The following is an 18,888-nucleotide window of genomic DNA, read 5'->3' as shown; positions in this document are numbered from 1 at the left end:
CGGCGTCACTCCTGGAAGCCGGCGCGCCTCTCGTAGGTTTCGATCTTCTTCAGCACCATGTCCGGGGTGACCGGGATGTTGCCGTCGATCTCGCATTCTACCGCCGCCGCCATCGCCCCGAGGACCGACGCCACCACCTCGTCCCCGGTCGCCTTCAGCGCCAGGGTGGCATAGGCCAGCAGCGCGTCTCCCGACCCGACCGCATCGACCACGTGGTCGGCGAAGCTGTCCAGGCCGAAGAAGGTGCGCAGCTCGCCGCCGCCTTCGCGGAAGGTCATCGAGCCGCGGGATCCGAGCTTCAGGATCAGCACCTTGCAGCGCGCCTCCTCGTACAGGCGCGTGCCCAGCGGCCGGATGACCGTGTCCTGGTCGCCCAGCGAGAACCGCGCCTCCTTCTCGTTCGGCGTGATCAGGTCGAAGCCACGGAAGTCCAGGATGTTGCCCCAGCGGCTGGCGACCTGGCTGTCCGCCACCTTGAACACGGCGTCGGGGATCGCGGCCGACAGCATCGGAATGCTCTCGCCGTTGAAGATGCCGTGGCGGAAGTCGCTGAAGACCACGGCATCGACGGCGGTGTTCTTGATGCCCCGCACGATCTTCTTGGCGATCTGCTCGGAGATGCCTCGGTTGTCGAGCGTGTCGATCTTCAGCATCCGGTAGCCGCCGGCGACGATGGCGTTCTTGTTGATGGTCGGCCGGGTCTCGTCGACGATGGCGTTCAGGTGGATGCCCGAGCGGCCGATATCCTCGCGCACGAACTCCGCCAGATCGTCCTTGCCGAGGACCGTGGTGAAGGTGACGTCGGCGCCGGCCGCCTCCAGATGCTTGGCGACGATGCCGGCGCCGCCGACATAGTCGCGTCGCCCCTCGTAGCGCACGCTGAGCGTGGGCGTCTTGCCGCTGGCGCCGATCATCGAGGTGACGGTCAGCGAATCGACGATGGTGTCGCCGACCACATGGACCTTCACCCCCTTCACCGCCTGCAGCGCCGCCTTGAGGTCGGCGAAGCTCCGCTTCTCCCCCTCCAGCAGGTTCATCAGCTTCTCGACCGCGAGATCCGGTGGGCCGGTCTCGATGATCGCCGAAGAGGAGTAGACGATGTCGCCCGGGGTGAAGATCACCTCGCCGCCATAACTCTCGACGGCGTCCTTCTCTTCCGCGGTGCGCGGATGCAGGCCGCCGCGCTGGTACTCGTAGCCCTTCACGAAATAGTCGGGCTTGATGGTCAGGATGTTCTCGATGGGCGTGGCGTTCGGATCGATGGTGACGAAATCCACCGTTTCCAGGGCCGCCAGGTTCATCGCCCGCAGACCGTCCGGCACGAAGGGGCGGTGGTCGGCCTTCTTCACGTGCTCGTCCGCCGTCACCCCGACAACGAGCTTGGCGCCCTTGGAGCGGGCATAGATCAGGTGGCGGATATGGCCCGGATGCACCAGATCGAAGGTGCCGTGGCACATCACGATCTTGCGGCGCCGCGGCGGGTCGCCCAGAAGCTCCGCCAGTTCGGCGGCGGTCTTGACCTTGTGCTTGTACTTGTTCTCGATCACCGCCCCGCTCCCTACGCCGTCCCGCTCTTCCCGGCGCCGCCCTCCCGGCGATCCCCAAGATAGTCGAACCAGGTCTTCGTGGCCCGCGCGATGCTGTCCGGAGTCCAGAGCGGCGCCTCGCGCCAGTAGTCGAGCTGCGCCAGCATCCGGCCCACACCCTCCTCGAAGGAGACCTCCTGCTTCCAGCCCAACTCGCGGGTGATCTTGGAGATGTCGGCGAAGGTGCAGTCCGGCTCCCCCGGCCGTTTGGGGATGTTCACATGCGGGCTGTCCAGCAGGTCCACGAGCCGGTTCACCGGCTGCGGATCGCCCGCCCCCAGGTTCCAGACCTCGCCCACCTTGTCGGTCTCCGCCGCCGCCAGGAACGCGCGGGCGACGTCGGTAACGAACAGGAAGTCCCGGCTCTGGGTGCCGTCGCCGACCACGGTCAACGGCTGGCCGGCGATCTTCTGGCGCAGGAACACGCCGAACACCGCCCCATAGGCGCCCGAGGTGCGCGACCGGGTGCCGTAGGCGTTGAAGATCCGCACCGAATTGACCGGCAGACCGTACACCTTGTGCCAGTGGAACGCCGCCTGCTCGCCCTGATACTTCGACAGGGCGTAGGGGTGCTCCGGCGCGATCGGATGATCCTCGCGGGTCGGCACGTCGGCGAGGCCGTAGCAGGAGGACGAGGCGGCATAGACGAACCGCTTCACCCCGGCGGTGCGGGCGGCATCCAGCACGCAGCAGGTGCCCTGGACGTTGACCGACATGTACTCGAGCGGCCGCTCGATCGACGGCACGATGTCGCCGATCCCGGCGAAATGGATGACGACCGTCGCACCGGCGAAGGCCGCATCGTCCGGCTGGATTCCGCGGATGTCCCGGAAGTCGCGGATCAGGTCGGGGCTGTCGCCATGATGAGCGAGGTTGAGCTCGCGCCCGCCGCTCAGATTGTCGATCGCCCGCACCCGATAGCCGCGCGCCAGCAGCAGGTCGACCATGTGGGAGCCGATGAAACCGGCGCCGCCGGTAACGATGGCGTAGGGCTTGTCGGCCATGACCTCGCTCCTTCCGTCAGGTCGCGATGGTATAGCCGGCGGCGCGGGCGTCGCCTTCGAACATCTTCACCGTCTCCAGGCTGAAGCGGTCGAGGTCCTTGCCGAGTCCGCCGAGCTTGGCCAGCAGGTCGTTGGTGACCGTGATGATGGGACAGCCCATCGCATCGGCCTGGACGATGTTCAGCACCTCGCGCGGGCTGGCCCAGAGCAGCTCGGCCTTCGGGCGGTCCTTCAGGATCTCCAGGCACTCCTGCATCACCGGGACCGGGTCGATACCGGTATCGGCGATCCGCCCGGCGAAGACCGAGACGATGGCCGGGGTCGCCGGATCGAGGGCGTCGGCCACCGCCTTCACCTGGGCCGGCGTCATGATCGCAGTCACGTTCAGCACCACGCCTTCCCGCGACAGGGCGGCGATCGGGTCGCCCATGAAGGTGCCGGCCGTGTTGGTGACCGGGATCTTCACGTTGACGTTGCTCCCCCAGGCGCCGATCACCCGAGCCTGGGCGATCATCGCGTCCGGGTCGTCGGCGAAGACCTCGAAGGAGACCGGCTTGTCGGGGATCGCGGCGAGCACGTCGCGCGCGAAGGCTGCATAGTCGGTCACGCCCGCCTTGCGCATGAGGGTGGGATTGGTGGTCAGCCCCCGGATATAGGGTCTGGCGGCCATCGCCTTCATCCCCTCCAGATCCGCCCCGTCGGCGAAGATCTTGATCCGGAGATCGTCGACAGAGGTGACCATGGCCCCGTCCCTTCCGCGCTACGCCGACGGCCGGCCGGCATGGGCCACAATAACGCCGGCGGCCTCGGCAACATCGCGCACCGTGAAATCGGGAATCTCGCGTTCGGGCTCGTCGTACCCCCGGTCGATCAGGATCGTCCGGCATCCGGCCGCCCGGCCGGCGCCCACATCGCGCCACCGGTCACCGACCATGAAGCTCTGCTCCAGATCGAGACCGAGCGCCTTGGCCGCGTCGAGCAGCATTCCGGGAGCGGGCTTGCGGCAGGCACAGCCCGTGTCCCCGTCATGGGGGCAGATCCGCACGTCGTCGAGCGGCAGCGCGGCGCCCAGGGTGGCGTGCATCGCCTCCATGGTGACCGGATCCAGGTTGCCGCGCGCCAGTTCGGGCTGGTTGGTGACCAGCACGGTGACGAAACCGGCTGCCTTCAGCGCCCGCACCGCGCCGGGCGCTTCCGGCAGGATCTCGAACGCGCTCAGGGTGAGGGCCGCATAGGGCTTGCCGCCGCGCACCTCGCTGCGGACCAGCACGCCGTCCCGATCCAGGAAAACCGCCTTGCGCTTCTCCGTCACGGCACCGCACCCGCAAGCCCCTCCCACTTGTTGGCATGGGCCATCAAGTCCGGGTGGCACACGAGCCCGTGCCAGATCACCGCCTGGAACGCCTCGGAATGGGGGGTGATATGGGCCGGATCGACGACCGGCACCACGATCACATGGTCGCCGACCTGCTTGGTGTAGCCGCCGTCGCGGCCGACCACGCCCAAGACCGTCATCCCCTGGCGCTTGGCGTATTCCAGGGCGAGGACCAGGTTCGGGCTGACATTGCGTTCCCGCGATCCGCCGCCGACGGAGAAGACCAGGACCGCATCGCGGGCGCCGGCGCGCGACACCTGGAGCCAGCCGGCGAACACGCTCTCCCAGCCCTCGTCGTTGGTGCGGGCGGTCAGCTCGGCGACGTTGTCGGTCGGCGCATAGGCCTCGATACCGCAGAGCTTGCGGAAGTCGTTCACCGCATGGCCGCAATTGGCCGCCGAGCCGCCGACGCCGAGGATGAACAGCCGGCCGCCGCGCTCCCGCAGGGCGACCAGGGCGGCGACCATCGCCTCCATCTCCGCCGGATCGAGGCTGCGGCAGATCTCCGCCGCCTGGGCGAGATACGTCTCGGCGTGGGACATCGGGCGGCCCGCCTTCCTGCTTCCGTCGCTCAGGCGGCGGTCAGTTTCTGCATGGTCTTGACGTTGAAATACCGGTCGTCGGTCATCGGGTTCGGAAGCTTGCCGTCGCGGAACGCCTGTACCAGGCCGCGGACGGCATCCTCGACCGAGAGCCGCGGCACGAAGCCCAGCGCGTTGCGGATCTTGTCGGAATTGACGTGGTAGGAGCGCAGATCGTCGCTGGGCGTGGTGACGATATCGATCGGCGCCCGCTCCGGCATCTGCTCCTCCACGACCTTCTTCACCACCTCGGCGATCTCGGAGATCGCCATGTTCTGGTAGCCGGCGTTGAAGGTCTCCCCGTTGATCTTCGCCGCGTCGTGGCTCAGCAGGTCCACATAGAGTCGGCAGACGTCCTCGATATGGATGTTCGGCCGCAGCTGGCTGCCGCCGAAGACGGTGATCTTGCCGTTATTGACCGCATGGTTGGTCAGGATGTTGACCGACAGGTCGAGGCGCATGCGGGGCGCGTAGCCGCAGACCGTCGCCGGGCGGATCGTGACGGCGACGAAATCCTCGTCATTGTGCTTCCACAGCAGCGGCTCGCACATGCCCTTGAACTTGTTGTAGTCGGTCAGCGGAACCAGCGGATGGTCCTCGGTGACGTCGGGCGCCTCGGACACGCCGTAGACCGAACTGGTCGAGGCATAGATGAAGCGCTTCACCCCCGCCGCCTTCGCCGCGACGACCATCGGCTCGAAACAGTCGTAGTTGATCGACTTCGACAGGGTCGGGTCGAGCACGAAGGACGGGTCGTTGGAAATACACGCAAGGTGGATGACCGCATCGCAGCCCGCGACAGCCTCGGCGAAGGCAGGAGTGTCGCGCAGGTCGCCCTTGACCGAGGTCAGCTTCGGATTGGAAAGCGGCAGCGTGTCGTCGCCGAAATACTGGATGTCGAAGACGACGACGTCGTAGCCCGCCTCGAGCAGCTTGGGCGTCAGCACCGAGCCGACATATCCGGCGCCGCCGGTCACGAGGACTCGCTTGATGGTGTGGTCGTTCTGCACCGTGGACCCATCCTTTTGGATAGTCGCATCCGTTTCTCGGACGCCTGCCTTCCCATACCACACGGCAGGGGATTCACTGAAGTGGCAACAATATCAAGCCGACCCCGCTACTGTCCAACAGGACGGCCAAACCGCCGCGCGGGTAGGTCAGGTAAAACTGTCGATTCCGTTCAGCGGCGGAAGAATCGACCGGTCTATCTCCCGCGGTGCCTTGTCGAGCGCGTCGTTCAGAAGGAACAGTTCCTCCAGTTCGGCCACCCCGGTCTCGTCCCGGATCACCAGGGATTCGAACACGCAATGCATCTCGCCGCCGGCGGCGAGCAGCATGTCGAAGACCTCGCGCCGCCGGTCCGCATTGGCCGGCAGCATGAAGAGGCTGCACAGGATGATCCCGTCCATCTGGTCGAGATCCCGCAGCATGGCGAAGAGTTGGACGTAGCAGCCGTCGAAGAAGTACTCGCCGCGGGACAGCCGGAAGGTCTTGTCCCGGCTCCTGGCATAGTCCCGCATCACCAGGTTCTGCACATTCGCGGGGATCCGCAGCCCCTTGAAGCTCTGGTGCGTCACGTAGCCCTGGAGCACGTCCGTCTTGGCCCGGGTCATGGCCGCCTTACCCGTCGAAGCCGGTGGGCGTGCGGAAATTCATGCCGATCCGGCTCATGATCTTCACCGTAGCAGGCGAGTAGAACCTGCCCAGGCATTTCTCGTCGCTGGTATAGGGCGTGAACAGGCCGGTCACCCGCGCGTTCAGCGACCACCGGGTCTCGGGAACCTCGTTCATGACGTTGCCGTGCAGCAGCAGCGGCGAGAATACCAGCACCTGACCGTAGGACACCGGGATCCAGCGGAACTTGTCCTCGTACATATTGAACAGGTCGAGGGATTTGCCGCCGTCCGGCAGGTCGCTCATCGCCTCGCGGACCGTGCGGTTGTGCTCCGGCGGCAGGATGAACATCGCCTTGGTGTCGTAGACATCGACCAGCGGGAGCCACTCCACCACCTCGTAGGGCGTCTCGGCCGACCAGGGGTCGGCATGGACCGGCAGGACCGAGGTCACGTCGTTCGGCATCTGGATCGACAGGTTGACCTTGTTCTGCATGGCCAACTCGTTGCCGACGATGCGGTCGATGGCCGAGCGGGCGAGCGACAGGTAGCTCGGCCGCGCCCAGGCGGTGCGGTTGAGCTGCTCGAAGACGAACAGGCGCAGGGCGTTCACGTCGGCAACCGCGACCTGCCTGTGGATGCCGTTCAGAAAGGCCCCGTCATCGTCCGGAAGAGAACAGTCGAGGTGGCGGCAGACCAAGCTGACGATCTCGCGTCGAAACGCATCCAGCCGCTCCCGGTCGTCGACATCGATGATGACGTAACCGTCGGCCATGAACGCCTCGGCGATCTCGGCCTCCTGGGGGTCGACGAAGCTCTCAATCAGGACCAAGGCTTCACCTCGTCATCTGCCTGCATTCGGGTACCGTATCCCGCCGCCTCGCGGGGGCGGGCGGCATTGACGGCACCACAGGATTAGGTATGTATCAGATCCTCCATAGCCGGAAAACGGCCAGGACCCTTTTCCCTGCGGACCGGCCCGGGCATATCGGGTGAGACACGGGGACGTCTCTTTCCCTCCAAGGGCACCAAGAGGATACCAAGTGGGCGATAGTCCTGCACAAGCCACGACCGGCGCGAGCGACGTTGCCGCTGAGGTTCTGGATCGCATTCTGAGGGGGGGAAAGGCTCGCACCGCCGTCGACAAGCATGTGTCCGACCAGGCGTCCGTGGGCGCGATCCTCTCCGCCGTGGTACAGCGCGGCCGCGCTTCACGGGCCCATAAAGTGCTCAAGCCGCTCGCCGACCGCCTCTTCGCCGCCTATCCGAATTCTCCCGTCGTCATCCAATTGTACTGCGACGTGTTCGCCTCGGAACTGGCGCCAGCGCGGCATCTTGCCCTGCGCACGCGCTGCGTCAATCTGAGCCCGCACGATACCACGGCGATCCGGCAGCTGGCCGACCTGCATTTCCAGATCAACGATATCGACACCGCGATCCGCATCATCGAAGCGGCCGAACAGGCCGGCCTCTACGAGGAATTCCTGGAGTTCAAGCTCGGCTACTACTACGCGCTGAAAGGCCGGCACGAAGCGGCGGTGGCGATGTATTTCAAGGCGCTGCGCAAGCAGGTGACACAGCGCACCTGCATGAACCTCGCCTCCTCACTGCGGCATCTGGGCCGCTACGAGGAAAGCGCCGCGTCCTCCAAACGCGCGCTGCTCATGCAGCCACAGGATTCCGGCGTCTATTACAATTTCGGCAATCTGGAACGCGAACGCGGCGATGCCGCCGGCGCCTCCAGGCTGTTCCGCCGCGGCGAATGCCTGGATCCGAAGAACTACTCCATCACCTGGAACTTCTCCCAGTCGCTGATGGCCCAGGGCGAGTTCGTCTCCGGCTTTCGCAAGTATAAGGACCGCTGGCACTTTCAAGGCTTCCCGACGCGCATCCGCTATCCGGGGATCACCAACGTCACCGACCTGTCCAGCGTGTCGGGCCGGCTGTTCGTGTATAGCGAGCAGGGCCGCGGCGACAACATCCTGTTCGTCCGCTTCCTGAATCGGCTGACCGCCGCGCTGCCGGCCGGAACAGAGGTGACGGTCGAGTGCTTTCCGGACCTGCTGCCCCTATTCGAGCGCAGCTTCCCCTCGGTCCGTTTCGTGCCCTACACCCTGAAACTGCCCGACGGGTACGATTTCTATTTCCCGCTGTTCGACATTGCCCGCGTCCTCGGGGTCTCCGATGTGAGCGACCTGACATTCCCCTATCTGGTCGCCCGACAGGACGAGGCCCTGCGGGTTCCCGATACCGGCCGTCCCAAAGTGGCGCTGACCTGGGCCGGCAATCCCGACTTCGTCCACGATAAGGACCGCTCCGCCCGGATCGGCGATATCGCCCCGCTGTTCGACACCGACGCGGTCAGCTACTTCGGCCTGCAGAAGGGGATCGACGAAGGCGAGATCGAGGCCCGGTATCCGGGTGCGCGGGACCTGTCCGGCGACCTGAAGGATTTCGACGACACCGCCCGGCTGATGAGCCAGATGGATCTGATCGTGTCGTCCTGCACCTCCACGGCCAATCTGGCGGGGGCGCTGGGCAAGCGCGGGCTCGTGGTCGTCGGCCATGTCCGCGACTGGCGCTGGATGACCGGGCCGCACAGCCGCTGGTATCCCTCGCTGCGGATCCTGCAGAAGCCGAGAAACCAGTCCTGGCGCGATTTCTACGCATTGGTGCGTGATGAAATTCGCAAAGAAGCGGAATCCCTCTAATGCCGGTGATCGTCTTCATCCACCAGAACATGCCCGGGCAGTTCAAGAACATCTGTCAGGCGCTCGCGAAGAACGAGAAGAACACGGTCTACTTCATTACAAAGAAGAACACCGTCGACCTTCCGAACGTGCGCCGGATCACCTACGACCTGAGCCGGAAGCCGACCGGCGGGTCGCACCAGTACATTTCCGGCCTCGACTCCCACCTACTCTACGGTCAGGCCGTGGCGCGCAAACTCCTGGCGCTGAAGGAGAACAACGTCCAACCCGACATCATCTTCGCCCATTCCGGCTGGGGCGAGGCATTGTTCGTGAAGGAGATCTTCCCCAAGGCGAAACTCGTCGTCTTCTCCGAGTTCTATTACGAGTCCCGCTACTCCGACACCGCGTTCACCCATAAGGGCGACGTCCCCGTCGACACCGCCTGCAAGCTGGTGGCGCGGAACCTTCACCTGACCCAGTCGATGATGGCGGCCGACATCATCATGACGCCGACCCTATGGCAGAAATTCGTCCATCCCCGGATCGTGTGGCCGCAGATCCTGACGCTGCACGAAGGCATTGCCGTCGGGGACATCCGGGCGAACCGGAAGAATAGCGTCACGCTTCCGAACGGCTGGACCCTGAACAAGGGCGACCGGGTCATCACCTATGTGTCGCGCAATCTGGAGCCCTACCGCGGCTTCGACGTGTTCTTCGAAGCCCTCAAGCTGCTGGCCCGCGCCGCGCCGGACGTCAAAGTGGTGCTCATCGGCGGCGACGACATCAGCTACGGCAAGCGGCCCAAGGGCGGCACCTCCTGGCGCGACTTCTTCCTGCACCAGGAAGGCCCGGTGCTCGAGAACGCGGCCTTCCTCGGCAAGGTCCCCTATCCGATGTTCCTGGACCTGCTGGGCATCGCCAAAGTCCATGCCTACCTGACGGTGCCCTTCGTGCTGTCCTGGTCGATGCTGGAGGCCATGGCCCTGGAAACCCTGGTCGTCGCCTCCGCCACCGATCCGGTGCGCGAAGTGATCGCCGACGGCAAGAACGGGCTGCTCTGCGACTACACGCCTCAGTCGGTCTGCGACAACCTCCTGCGTGGCCTCGCCATGGCTGACGAGGAGCGCGGCAAGATCGGCCGGCTGGCGCGGGCAACCGTCGAGCAGAACTACAGTTTCGATACGGTATACCTGCCCGGGCTGGTCGACGAAGTGCGCGCGCGATGCGGCATCGACCTCATCCCCTGACGGTTGGAAAACGGCAGTTTCCCTGAGAAATCCGGCACCTTCCACTGCCCGGCTCCCGATGCCCGCGCGTGTTGCCCGAGGTGACCTCCTGGTCTACATTCCGCGGCGATCGGCCCCCGTCGACCGGACGGGCGCTCAGTCGAGGATCGACTAACATCAAAAATGGAGCAGTCGATGAACCGCGTATTCGTCGGTTTTGACCCAAATGAAACCGTTGCGTTCCACGTGCTGAACCACAGCATCCAGGCGCGCGCGTCCGCCCCCGTTGCGGTCATTCCGATCATGTTGTCGCAGCTCCACGGCGTGTTCAAACGCGAGCGCAACCCGCTCCAGTCCACCGAGTTCTCGTTCTCCCGGTTCCTCGTGCCCTACATGAGCGGCTACGAGGGCTGGAGCGTCTTCATGGACTGCGACATGCTGGTTCTCGACGACATCTGCAAGCTGTTCGAGCTCAAGGACGACCGCTACGCCGTGCAGGTGATCAAGCACGATCACCGGCCGCAAGAGGACGTGAAGTTCCTCGGCGCCGCCCAGACCAAGTACGAGAAGAAGAACTGGAGCAGCGTGATCCTGTTCAACAACGCCAAGTGCAAGGCGTTGACCCCGGACTACGTCAACACGGCGACCGGGCTCGAGCTGCATCAGTTCAAGTGGCTGGAGTCGGACGACCAGATCGGCGAGCTGCCGGGCGGCTGGAACCATCTTGTCGGATACGACCCGCTGCTGCCGGTGGAGCAGATCCAGAACCTGCATTACACCGAGGGCGGACCGTATTTCGACGATTACATCGACACCGACTACGCCGATGTCTGGTTCAAGGAAAAGGACGCCATGCTGAAAGCCTCTCAGCGCAAGGCTTCCTGACGCTCCGCCGCTCCGAGACGCCCTGTCTCCACTCTGGCCCAAGTGACAGCCCCGGATGACGAACCCTTCAGGAGACACGGCGGCGCAATCGCCCAAGTCCTCGTATTACAGCAACGTAAACCAGGACCTGCTGCAGATTGTGCCCGCCACCGCCGAACGGGTCTATGAATTCGGCTGTGGAGAGGGGCGCCTCGGCTGGGCCTACAAGACCTGGAATCCCGGTGCCGAGTATATCGGCATCGAACTGTTCCCGGACGCGGCGGCCAAGGCGCGCGAAGTGCTGGACGCGGTCCACGAGGGCAGTGCCGAGGATCCGTCGGTCACCACGGCGGCGCTGGAACGGCACGGCCTTGCCGACGCCCTGGTCTATGGCGACGTGCTCGAGCATCTGGTGGACCCCTGGGCCGCCCTGAAGGACCATCTGCGCCTGCTGAAGGATGACGGCGTCGTCTGCATCTGCGTGCCGAACGCCCAGCACTGGATGCTGTCCCTGAACCTGATGGCCGGACATTTCGAATACCAGGATTCCGGCCTGCACGATCGCACCCACCTGCGGTTCTTCACCGGCCGGTCCTTGCGCAGGTTCGTGGAGGGGGCGGGCCTCACCATGAAGAAGCTGCACCGGCGGCGCATCGGCACCAAGCCGCCGGCCGAACTGGAACAGATCTGCCGGACCCTGGCGGATGCCAAGGGCGTGCCGCCCCAGGATCTTCATAACGACCTGCTGACCTTCCAGTATGTCGTCCAGGCCCAACGGCCGACCGCGACACCGCCGATGCAGATCGACTTCAAGAAGCTGGCCGACCGCGGCGGCTTCAACTTCACCCGGGTCGCCGCGCCGGCAAGAGCCTTCAATTCGGTCCCGGGCGTGTCGGTCGCCGTTCACGGCGAGACCGCCTCCATCTCCGCCCATCCCGAAGGCCCCAACATTTTCGTCTGGCAGCGCCCGATCCTGAGGCTGAACCGCGACCCGGCGCAGATCGAGATCCTGCGCCGGCGCCGGAAACTGATCGTCACGGATTTCGACGACGACCCGGATCTTTGGCGGGAGATTCCGGAAAACCGCTATCTGAGCTTTCTCGGCGCCCACGTGGTTCAGGTCAGCACCGAATCCCTGGTGCAGAAGATCAAGCAGTGGAATCCGAACACCTTCCTGGTTCCGAACCGGGTGCCGCAGATCTTCTCCTACGCCGAAGCCCGCGCCCAGTCCGAGCCGAACACGATCTTCATCGGCGGGTTCAACCGCGGCCCGGACTTCGAGGCGTTCGCCGAGACCGTGAACGCTTTCGCCGCGCGCTCGGCCCGGGACTGGCGGTTCCTGGTCGTCGGGGACGAGACGATCTTCTCGGCCCTGACGATGCCGAACAAGGAGTTCTTCCGGATCCTGCCCTACGACCAGTACATGGCGGTGATGCGCCGGGCCGACCTGGCCCTGCTCCCCTGTGCCGATTCGGCGGTGAACGCTCACAAATCGAACCTGAAGTTCATGGAGGCCGCCGCCGGGGCGACGGTCGCCATCGCCAGCCGCAACGTCTATGGCGCCAGCGTCTCCGACGGCGCGACCGGCTTCCTCTTCGACACGCCGGACGATCTGGCGCGGGTGCTCGAGCAGATCGACGGCCATCCGGACCTGGAGCCGATCCGGGCGCGGGCCTACGACCAGGCGCGCCGGGACTTTGCCCTCTCCCCGTCCATCGCCGGCGTCCTCGACCTGTACCGCACGCTGTACGACCAGTACGACGCGTTGGACCGCCAGCTCGCGGAGCGTCTGGCCACGCTGCTGGACCGCCCCGCCGGTGGCGCCAGCGGAGGCGGGACCGCCGGCTGACCCGGCGCCCGCTGCATAAGCCATGGCCCCGACGCGCAATAGCCACTAGAACCTGACTGCTCTGCAAGCCCGAGGACACAATGCACGCTGGTTACTCCCTGGATCGGTTCTACGAAACCATCCGCCTGGAAACCCGAGGCCTCAACGCGATCCTGGAGCTGGACCGGACCATCGTCTCCAAGGCGGTGTCGCTGATCCTCAACACCCGGGGCAAGGTCGTGGTGACCGGCGTCGGCAAGAGCGGGATCGTCGGCGAGAAGATGACCGCGACCTTTGCGTCCACCGGCACCCCCGCCCTCTTCGTTCACTCGTCGGAGGCCAGCCACGGCGACATGGGGATGATCGGGTCGGAGGACGTGATCATCATGCTGTCCAATTCCGGCGAGACGAAGGAGCTGTTCGACGTCATCCAGTTCGCCCAGGCCAAGAAGATCCCGATCATCGGGATGACGCGCAACGCCGACAGCGCGCTGGCCCGCAACTCGACCGTCGCCATTCTGGTGCCGCCGACCGAGGAGGCCTGCCCGCTGCATCTGGCGCCGACCACATCGACGACGCAGATGCTGGCCGTCGGCGACGCCCTGGCGGTCACCGTGATGGAGATCCGCGGCTTCACCCCCGACGATTTCGCCGTGCTGCATCCGGGCGGCAGCCTCGGCCGCCTGCTGGCCACCGCCCAGGAGGTGATGCATACCGGCGACGCCATGCCGATCGTGCGCAACGACGTGTCGATCAAGGATGCGATCTCGGCGATGATGGGCCGCCGGTTCGGCTGTATCGGCGTGGTCGATGAGACGGGCCGCCTGGCCGGCCTCGTCTCCGACGGCGACCTGCGCCGTCACCTGAACGACGACCTGTTCGACCAGGACATCGCCCAGGTGATGACGGCCGATCCCTTCACGGTCGGCCCGGAGATGAAATGCCGGGAACTCATGGAGACCATGAACGATCGCCGGATCACGGTGGTGTTCATCGTGGACCGGGCCCACCAGCCGATCGGGATCGTCGACATGCACGACCTCGTCGCGCTGGGACGGTGAGGCCGGCGCGATGAGCTCGACCGGCACGGCACGCAAAGTCACGCCCGTCATTCTGTCCGGAGGCTCCGGAAGCCGGCTCTGGCCGCTGTCGCGCGCGCTCTACCCCAAGCAGTTCCTGTCGCTGGCCGGCGAGCGCACGATGCTGCAGGAAAGTGCGCACCGGTTCTCCGGTGAGCAGTTCGCCGCACCGATGATGATCTGCAACGAAGAGCACCGGTTCATCGTTGCCGAACAGCTGCGCTCGCAAGGCGTCGAGCCTGCCGAGATTATCCTGGAGCCGATCGGCCGGAACACCGCACCCGCCGTCTGCGTCGCCGCCCTGGCCCTGCTGGCGCAGGATCCGGATGCGCTGATGCTGGTCACCCCCTCCGACCACGTGATCACCGCGCCGGACCGGTTCATCGAGGCCGTCGACAAGGCGACCGCTGCCGCGGCGGACGGTTCCCTGGTCAGCTTCGGTATCCAGCCCTCGCGGCCGGAAACCGGGTACGGCTATATTTCGATCGGCGCGCCGACGGCAACCCATGCCGGTGTGCATGTTGTGGACCGGTTCGTCGAAAAGCCCGACCTGGCGACGGCGGAGACGTTCCTGAGCGCCGGCACCTATCTCTGGAACAGCGGCATATTCCTGTTTTCGGCGGCGGGTTACATCTCCGAGCTGGAGCGGACCGCCCCGGCCATCGTGGACGGCTGCCGCGCCGCCCTGGCCGCCGCGGCCCGCGACCTGAGCTTCTGCAGGCTCGGATCGCAGGAGTTCAGCGCCCTGCCTTCGGTGTCGATCGACTACGCCGTGATGGAAAAGACCGACCGCGCCGTCGTCGTGCCGGTCGAGATGGGATGGAGCGACATCGGTGCCTGGTCCGCTCTCTGGGACATCAGCGACAAGGATGCCGACGGCAATGTGGTGCGGGGCGATGCCATCATCCAGGATTCCCGCAACGTCTACGCCCATTCCGACCATCCGCTGATTGCCATTTCCGGCCTCGACGACATCGTCGTGGTCGCCACCGACGATGCGATCCTGGTCGCCGACCGCAACAAGACCCAAGACATCAAGGAACTCGTCGCGCGTCTCCAGGCCGAGGAACGGAGCGAGTTCAGCCTCCACACCAAGGTACACCGGCCGTGGGGCACCTATCGGTCGATCGATCGCGGCGAACGGTTCCAGGTGAAGCGCATCGTGGTCGCGCCGGGACAACGTCTGTCGCTACAGATGCATCACCATCGGGCCGAGCACTGGGTCGTGGTCGAGGGAACCGCGCTGGTGACGCGCGGGCCGGACACCCTGACGCTGGCGGAGAACGAGTCGATCTACATTTCGGCGGGGACCATTCACCGCCTGGAGAACCCGGGGACGTCCCCCCTGCACCTGATCGAGGTGCAGACCGGCAGCTATCTCGGTGAGGACGATATCGTCCGCTTCGAGGACGGGTACGGGCGTCTCACGAGTTCCTGAAGCCCAACGACTCAGGGGGGCGGAAGAACAGTTTTGATAGGCTTCTCGCCGATGCGCCGTTTGAATATCAATTCAAATATCGATCGAGATTCCTGATTTATTTCTACAATAAAAAATATTAACGAGAAACAGCAATAATATTATTCTATAAAACGCTATCACTCTTCAAATTCATATTTGAAAGCACGAATTTCCTTTTGGCACATCCGATAAATACAGTCCTTTGCTACGTCGCTCATTTCATTGACGTAAGTATTTTTCTTATGTCTTATCTCGACGTGTTTGACGGAAATATCCAGAATATCGGCTACTTTCTCCATATCCGAATTGAACGATTCAAACTTGATAAAATGGGAAAACAGATCCGGCCTAAATACAATCACATCTTTTGAGTGCAAAAATGCCAAATGTATATGCAAAGGCTGAAGATAGTCATTAAACATAAAAAATCTCCCCTTATTTATTATTTCTTGATCCAGAACAAATTCGTCAAATGATTTTCCTTGTATTCTGTATTTTTCAATTAATCTTTGATATTTCAAGAAATGGTGGTATGCACCCCAATATCGACTCCATGGGTTTCGAACAGTTGCAAACCACTTCACAGTCCTCAAAGGAATCTTTAGATGTTGATGTAGAGTCCTTACATTCGGATGCGCCGGATAAGGACGTCCTTTTTTCTCTAACATCAACGACATAGAATGCTCTTTGAAAGAAACCATAGATCTTATTTTTTCTTGATTCTCCTGTGAATCCAAACCATCGAAATAATGCCCCAGCGACTCATGCGTCATCGTGAATCCCGTATAATGCGGGAATATGAAAATTGCGTTCTTTTCCGGAATGAACATAGATATTTACTCTCTTATTCTGTCTTACAGATCATTTACCAAAATACTCAGTCCATCTAATAATGATCATTAAAATCGCTAAGGACCAAAATTCAACATGACTGCTTCCACACCGACACAATTACAATCTCTCACACATAATTTCCGTCCATGTACTCGATAATCAAGCGCATTGTCCCATCGCAAGCATAGCACTGCATACGCTTCGCAGGTCCAAGCGGCAAGATGCTCTGACAGGCGCACCACACCCCCGTCTATCCAATAGCCGGGGTGAAGCGGCTTCGGAATGTACAGAACGACGACGGCGTCTCGCATGTGGTTCGATTTTAAGTCGGTATCCACTCCCGACAATCAACTGCATTTAATTGCGATAGTTATAGTTACTTCTGAGCTATCCACGCCCGCGTTAAATAATGCACCGGCACAGACTCGCGTGTTGCGACCGTTTTCTCTACAAATTCGATGAACTCAGAGAAATTCTCTTCACCAAGCTGAGCTCGGATGTCGTTGACCGACCGCCAGGCGCCCACATAATCCGCCGGCGAACGCTCAACGACATCCGTGGCTTCGACATAGGTGACACTCCCAAAATACGGCGACTCGGACAGGATGTCCGTCATCTTTTCAGCGATACCGCTTCGGCCGGAAGACACCCTGTTTTTCAATCCGAAATGATCAACCAACTCATTCTGGATGATTGTCTCCACCTCGGATTTCTCCGTAATCCGCGGGTTCCAGATAGCAACGAACACTCCGTGCTCGGATAAAATTCGATCAAACTCGGCCAGCGCGACCTCGGTATCGGCCCAGTGAAAGGAAGAGGCCATCGACACCAGATCGACGCTTCGATCGTCTAAGCCGGTCTGTTCGGCACTGCCCTTCATCCACCGGATCTTCCCGAATTCCGGCCCGGTCGACATTTTGGCGCCAGCGGCTCTCATATTGTCGTTCGGCTCAACCGCCGTAACGGTAGCAGCGCCTGCCTTCACCAACAGACGTGTGAAAATACCGGTTCCAGCACCAACGTCGGCAGCCCGCAGCTTATCGGTGCCGACCGGATGGTTCCGCACAATATCGTTCGTCAGAGCCTCGTTATACGAAGGGCGATACGCCGCATAGTCATTGGCAAGAGTCGAAAAATCGCCCTTCTTGATCGATGTCATGATCAGCGTCCTTGCGAGCTGTGATTACCTAATTTGGTCGGTATACCAGTTGTCTGGGATTTTCCGGCCCGTCGATCTCGCTTTCCGACATGCCGATCCGCACCATTGCCAGCATGGTCGTCGGATATCGCCTGCGCTCCCCGGCATTGATCGTCCAATCCCTCTTGAGGCGTCACCCTCGCCAATCGTGCGACCATGTAGTGCCCTTGGCCTCGTTCGCCAGCAACGCCGCTTCATAGGCTTCAAGGTCGACGCGCTGGTCCACTTCCGCCCAACGGCCGTCAACCGGAACGGTGGCGATTTCAACACCCCGGGCGATGAGGCGTGACAGCATCCCCGTCATGTCCAGACGATCGCGGTCGGGGATGTCGTGCAAATCGGCAAGCAGTTCCTCAACTGCCGCCCATCCTTCCGAGCTAAACCGCAGAAGCCCCATATACTGGCCTTCGATCGCCCCGGAGTCTTCCGTCTTGCCCCCGATCTCCAGGAGACGCCCAGAGGCGTCGATCCGGAACGTCTCCGCGTCAGACAAAGGGTCCTCGAACCGCAGAGACCACAGATCCCACCATTTCCGATCGAAAGCGATCGTGATTGGCGCAGGGGGGGCGTCGATCAGGCGGGTGACCCATTCGACCGCATAGGCGATGTCCGAATAAGAAACGATCACATCGGTTGCCGACATCCAGTCTCGGGCAACCGCAAGGCTGGCGACCATGTTTGTTTCAGCCCAGCGTTCGTTAACGAAAGGCACAGGCAGAAACGGTGTCAACAGATCAGATCTGTATCCTCCGACGGCCGCGACTGGGCTGACACCGGCAGCCTGCAACGCGTCGCGCTGCCACTCAATCAGCCGCTTTCCAGCGATGGGGACCAGACATTTCGGCCGCAATTCCGTCAGGCTCTCCATCCGGCTGCCCCGGCCGGCCGCGAGCACGAGACCTCTGCAAGACATCATGGCCTCTCTTCAATGAACAGATACCGGACAAGCTCGACCGACGCGGGGTCGGGATGTTCGTCGCGCTCAGGGTGCCACATCAGCAGCAGCATTCGTGAGGTCGCATCTGAAGCGGCCTCGATCATCCCATCGGACGACACCGCCAGAACAATCCAACCGTCCGGCAGTCCGGTCGCGGCCGGCACCCCTACCGTATGATACGAATTCACCTCGTCCGGAAGCGATGGAAGCCCCTGAGGAGCGGCGAACTTTCGCACACGATGTCGCGACGCGACGTGCAACTCCCGGTCACATGGGTGCAGCACACATCCAGCGCGCATCAACGCGAACTGAAGACCACGGCAGATGCCAAGCACGGGCAGGCTCTCGGTCTCCGCCCAATCGACCAGTGCTGCCTCCGTTGCATCCCTTAACGGCGCGTCGCCAGGCGTTTCACCGCCCGACAGAATGAGGCCATCCAAGCCGACGGCACTCGCCCACCGGACTACGTCAGGTCCGACATTCGGGATAGGCACCCACACCGCCTCGGGGAGAGCAGCAGCCATGAAGCGAGCCCAATCATGGGCAAGGGCATCGCGGGCTTCCACATAGGCGTCGGCCTGGACGATGCGTTGTGTGATGCCTATCCGCAT

General features: G+C 63.0%; 18 protein-coding genes. 6 read left to right on the top strand and 12 right to left on the bottom strand.

All coding sequences use genetic code 11. The features are described 5' to 3' along the window. Positions 1-5: 5 nt before the first annotated feature. The 8 genes from T8K17_RS08670 to T8K17_RS08635 form a co-directional block, all read right to left on the bottom strand. Entirely contained in the window at positions 6-1,547 is a 1,542-nt protein-coding gene (locus T8K17_RS08670) for a PfkB family carbohydrate kinase (RefSeq protein ID WP_322334103.1), read from the bottom strand. 11 nt (positions 1,548-1,558) lie between these two features. Further along, the gene (locus tag T8K17_RS08665; protein WP_322334102.1) at positions 1,559-2,590 is read right to left on the bottom strand and encodes an NAD-dependent epimerase/dehydratase family protein; all 1,032 of its coding nucleotides are present in this window, start codon (positions 2,588-2,590) and stop codon (positions 1,559-1,561) included. A 16-nt stretch (positions 2,591-2,606) separates the two neighbouring features. Further along, on the bottom strand, positions 2,607-3,332 hold the full coding sequence (locus T8K17_RS08660; RefSeq protein ID WP_322334101.1) for a transaldolase: 726 nt from the start codon (positions 3,330-3,332) through the stop codon (positions 2,607-2,609). A gap of 18 nt (positions 3,333-3,350) precedes the next feature. Continuing rightward, a complete protein-coding gene (locus T8K17_RS08655; RefSeq protein WP_322334100.1) occupies positions 3,351-3,902 on the bottom strand; it encodes an HAD-IIIA family hydrolase in 552 nt (183 codons plus the stop codon). Then, on the bottom strand, positions 3,899-4,507 hold the full coding sequence (locus T8K17_RS08650; protein WP_322334099.1) for an SIS domain-containing protein: 609 nt from the start codon (positions 4,505-4,507) through the stop codon (positions 3,899-3,901). Before T8K17_RS08650 ends, T8K17_RS08655 begins: the two co-directional genes overlap by 4 nt. A gap of 29 nt (positions 4,508-4,536) precedes the next feature. After that, positions 4,537-5,556: an SDR family oxidoreductase gene (locus T8K17_RS08645; protein WP_322334098.1), complete on the bottom strand. Its 1,020-nt coding sequence runs from the start codon at positions 5,554-5,556 to the stop codon at positions 4,537-4,539. Positions 5,557-5,703: 147 nt separating this feature from the next. Then, entirely contained in the window at positions 5,704-6,159 is a 456-nt protein-coding gene (locus T8K17_RS08640) for an LIC12192 family sporadic carbohydrate cluster protein (RefSeq protein ID WP_322334097.1), read from the bottom strand. A gap of 7 nt (positions 6,160-6,166) precedes the next feature. Then, positions 6,167-6,991, bottom strand: coding sequence for a sporadic carbohydrate cluster 2OG-Fe(II) oxygenase (locus T8K17_RS08635; RefSeq protein ID WP_322334096.1), 825 nt, complete (start codon positions 6,989-6,991; stop codon positions 6,167-6,169). Positions 6,992-7,310: 319 nt separating this feature from the next. On the opposite strand from T8K17_RS08635, the gene T8K17_RS08630 reads away from it, so the two are divergent. The 6 genes from T8K17_RS08630 to T8K17_RS08605 all read left to right on the top strand — a co-directional run bounded on the left by T8K17_RS08630 (position 7,311) and on the right by T8K17_RS08605 (position 15,287). Further along, on the top strand, positions 7,311-8,870 hold the full coding sequence (locus T8K17_RS08630; RefSeq protein ID WP_322334095.1) for a tetratricopeptide repeat-containing glycosyltransferase family protein: 1,560 nt from the start codon (positions 7,311-7,313) through the stop codon (positions 8,868-8,870). Then, entirely contained in the window at positions 8,870-10,099 is a 1,230-nt protein-coding gene (locus T8K17_RS08625; RefSeq protein WP_322334094.1) for a glycosyltransferase, read from the top strand. Before T8K17_RS08630 ends, T8K17_RS08625 begins: the two co-directional genes overlap by 1 nt. 174 nt (positions 10,100-10,273) lie before the next feature. Then, the gene (locus tag T8K17_RS08620; protein ID WP_322334093.1) at positions 10,274-10,963 is read left to right on the top strand and encodes a hypothetical protein; all 690 of its coding nucleotides are present in this window, start codon (positions 10,274-10,276) and stop codon (positions 10,961-10,963) included. 55 nt (positions 10,964-11,018) lie between these two features. Beyond that, positions 11,019-12,791: a methyltransferase domain-containing protein gene (locus tag T8K17_RS08615; protein ID WP_322334092.1), complete on the top strand. Its 1,773-nt coding sequence runs from the start codon at positions 11,019-11,021 to the stop codon at positions 12,789-12,791. Positions 12,792-12,871: 80 nt separating this feature from the next. Further along, positions 12,872-13,831, top strand: coding sequence for a KpsF/GutQ family sugar-phosphate isomerase (locus T8K17_RS08610; RefSeq protein WP_322334091.1), 960 nt, complete (start codon positions 12,872-12,874; stop codon positions 13,829-13,831). 10 nt (positions 13,832-13,841) lie between these two features. Further along, positions 13,842-15,287 carry a mannose-1-phosphate guanylyltransferase/mannose-6-phosphate isomerase gene (locus T8K17_RS08605; protein WP_322334090.1) on the top strand — a complete coding sequence of 482 codons (1,446 nt, stop codon included), beginning with the start codon at positions 13,842-13,844 and terminating at the stop codon, positions 15,285-15,287. Positions 15,288-15,445: 158 nt separating this feature from the next. Here the strand turns inward: T8K17_RS08605 and T8K17_RS08600 are convergent, their stop codons facing one another. The 4 genes from T8K17_RS08600 to T8K17_RS08585 all read right to left on the bottom strand — a co-directional run bounded on the left by T8K17_RS08600 (position 15,446) and on the right by T8K17_RS08585 (position 18,888). Further along, positions 15,446-16,138, bottom strand: coding sequence for a hypothetical protein (locus T8K17_RS08600; protein ID WP_322334089.1), 693 nt, complete (start codon positions 16,136-16,138; stop codon positions 15,446-15,448). Between the two features lie 380 nt (positions 16,139-16,518). Further along, positions 16,519-17,301: a class I SAM-dependent methyltransferase gene (locus T8K17_RS08595; RefSeq protein ID WP_322334088.1), complete on the bottom strand. Its 783-nt coding sequence runs from the start codon at positions 17,299-17,301 to the stop codon at positions 16,519-16,521. 172 nt (positions 17,302-17,473) lie between these two features. Continuing rightward, positions 17,474-18,253, bottom strand: coding sequence for an NTP transferase domain-containing protein (locus T8K17_RS08590; protein ID WP_416153196.1), 780 nt, complete (start codon positions 18,251-18,253; stop codon positions 17,474-17,476). After that, positions 18,253-18,888 (bottom strand): gamma-glutamyl-gamma-aminobutyrate hydrolase family protein, encoded by a 636-nt coding sequence (locus T8K17_RS08585; RefSeq protein WP_322334086.1) that lies wholly within the window; start codon positions 18,886-18,888, stop codon positions 18,253-18,255. Before T8K17_RS08585 ends, T8K17_RS08590 begins: the two co-directional genes overlap by 1 nt.

The organism is Thalassobaculum sp. OXR-137 (assembly GCF_034377285.1).
GTDB lineage: Bacteria > Pseudomonadota > Alphaproteobacteria > Thalassobaculales > Thalassobaculaceae > Thalassobaculum.
Note: the sequence above shows the minus strand (reverse complement) of the source record. Positions and strands in the feature narration are given on the sequence as shown.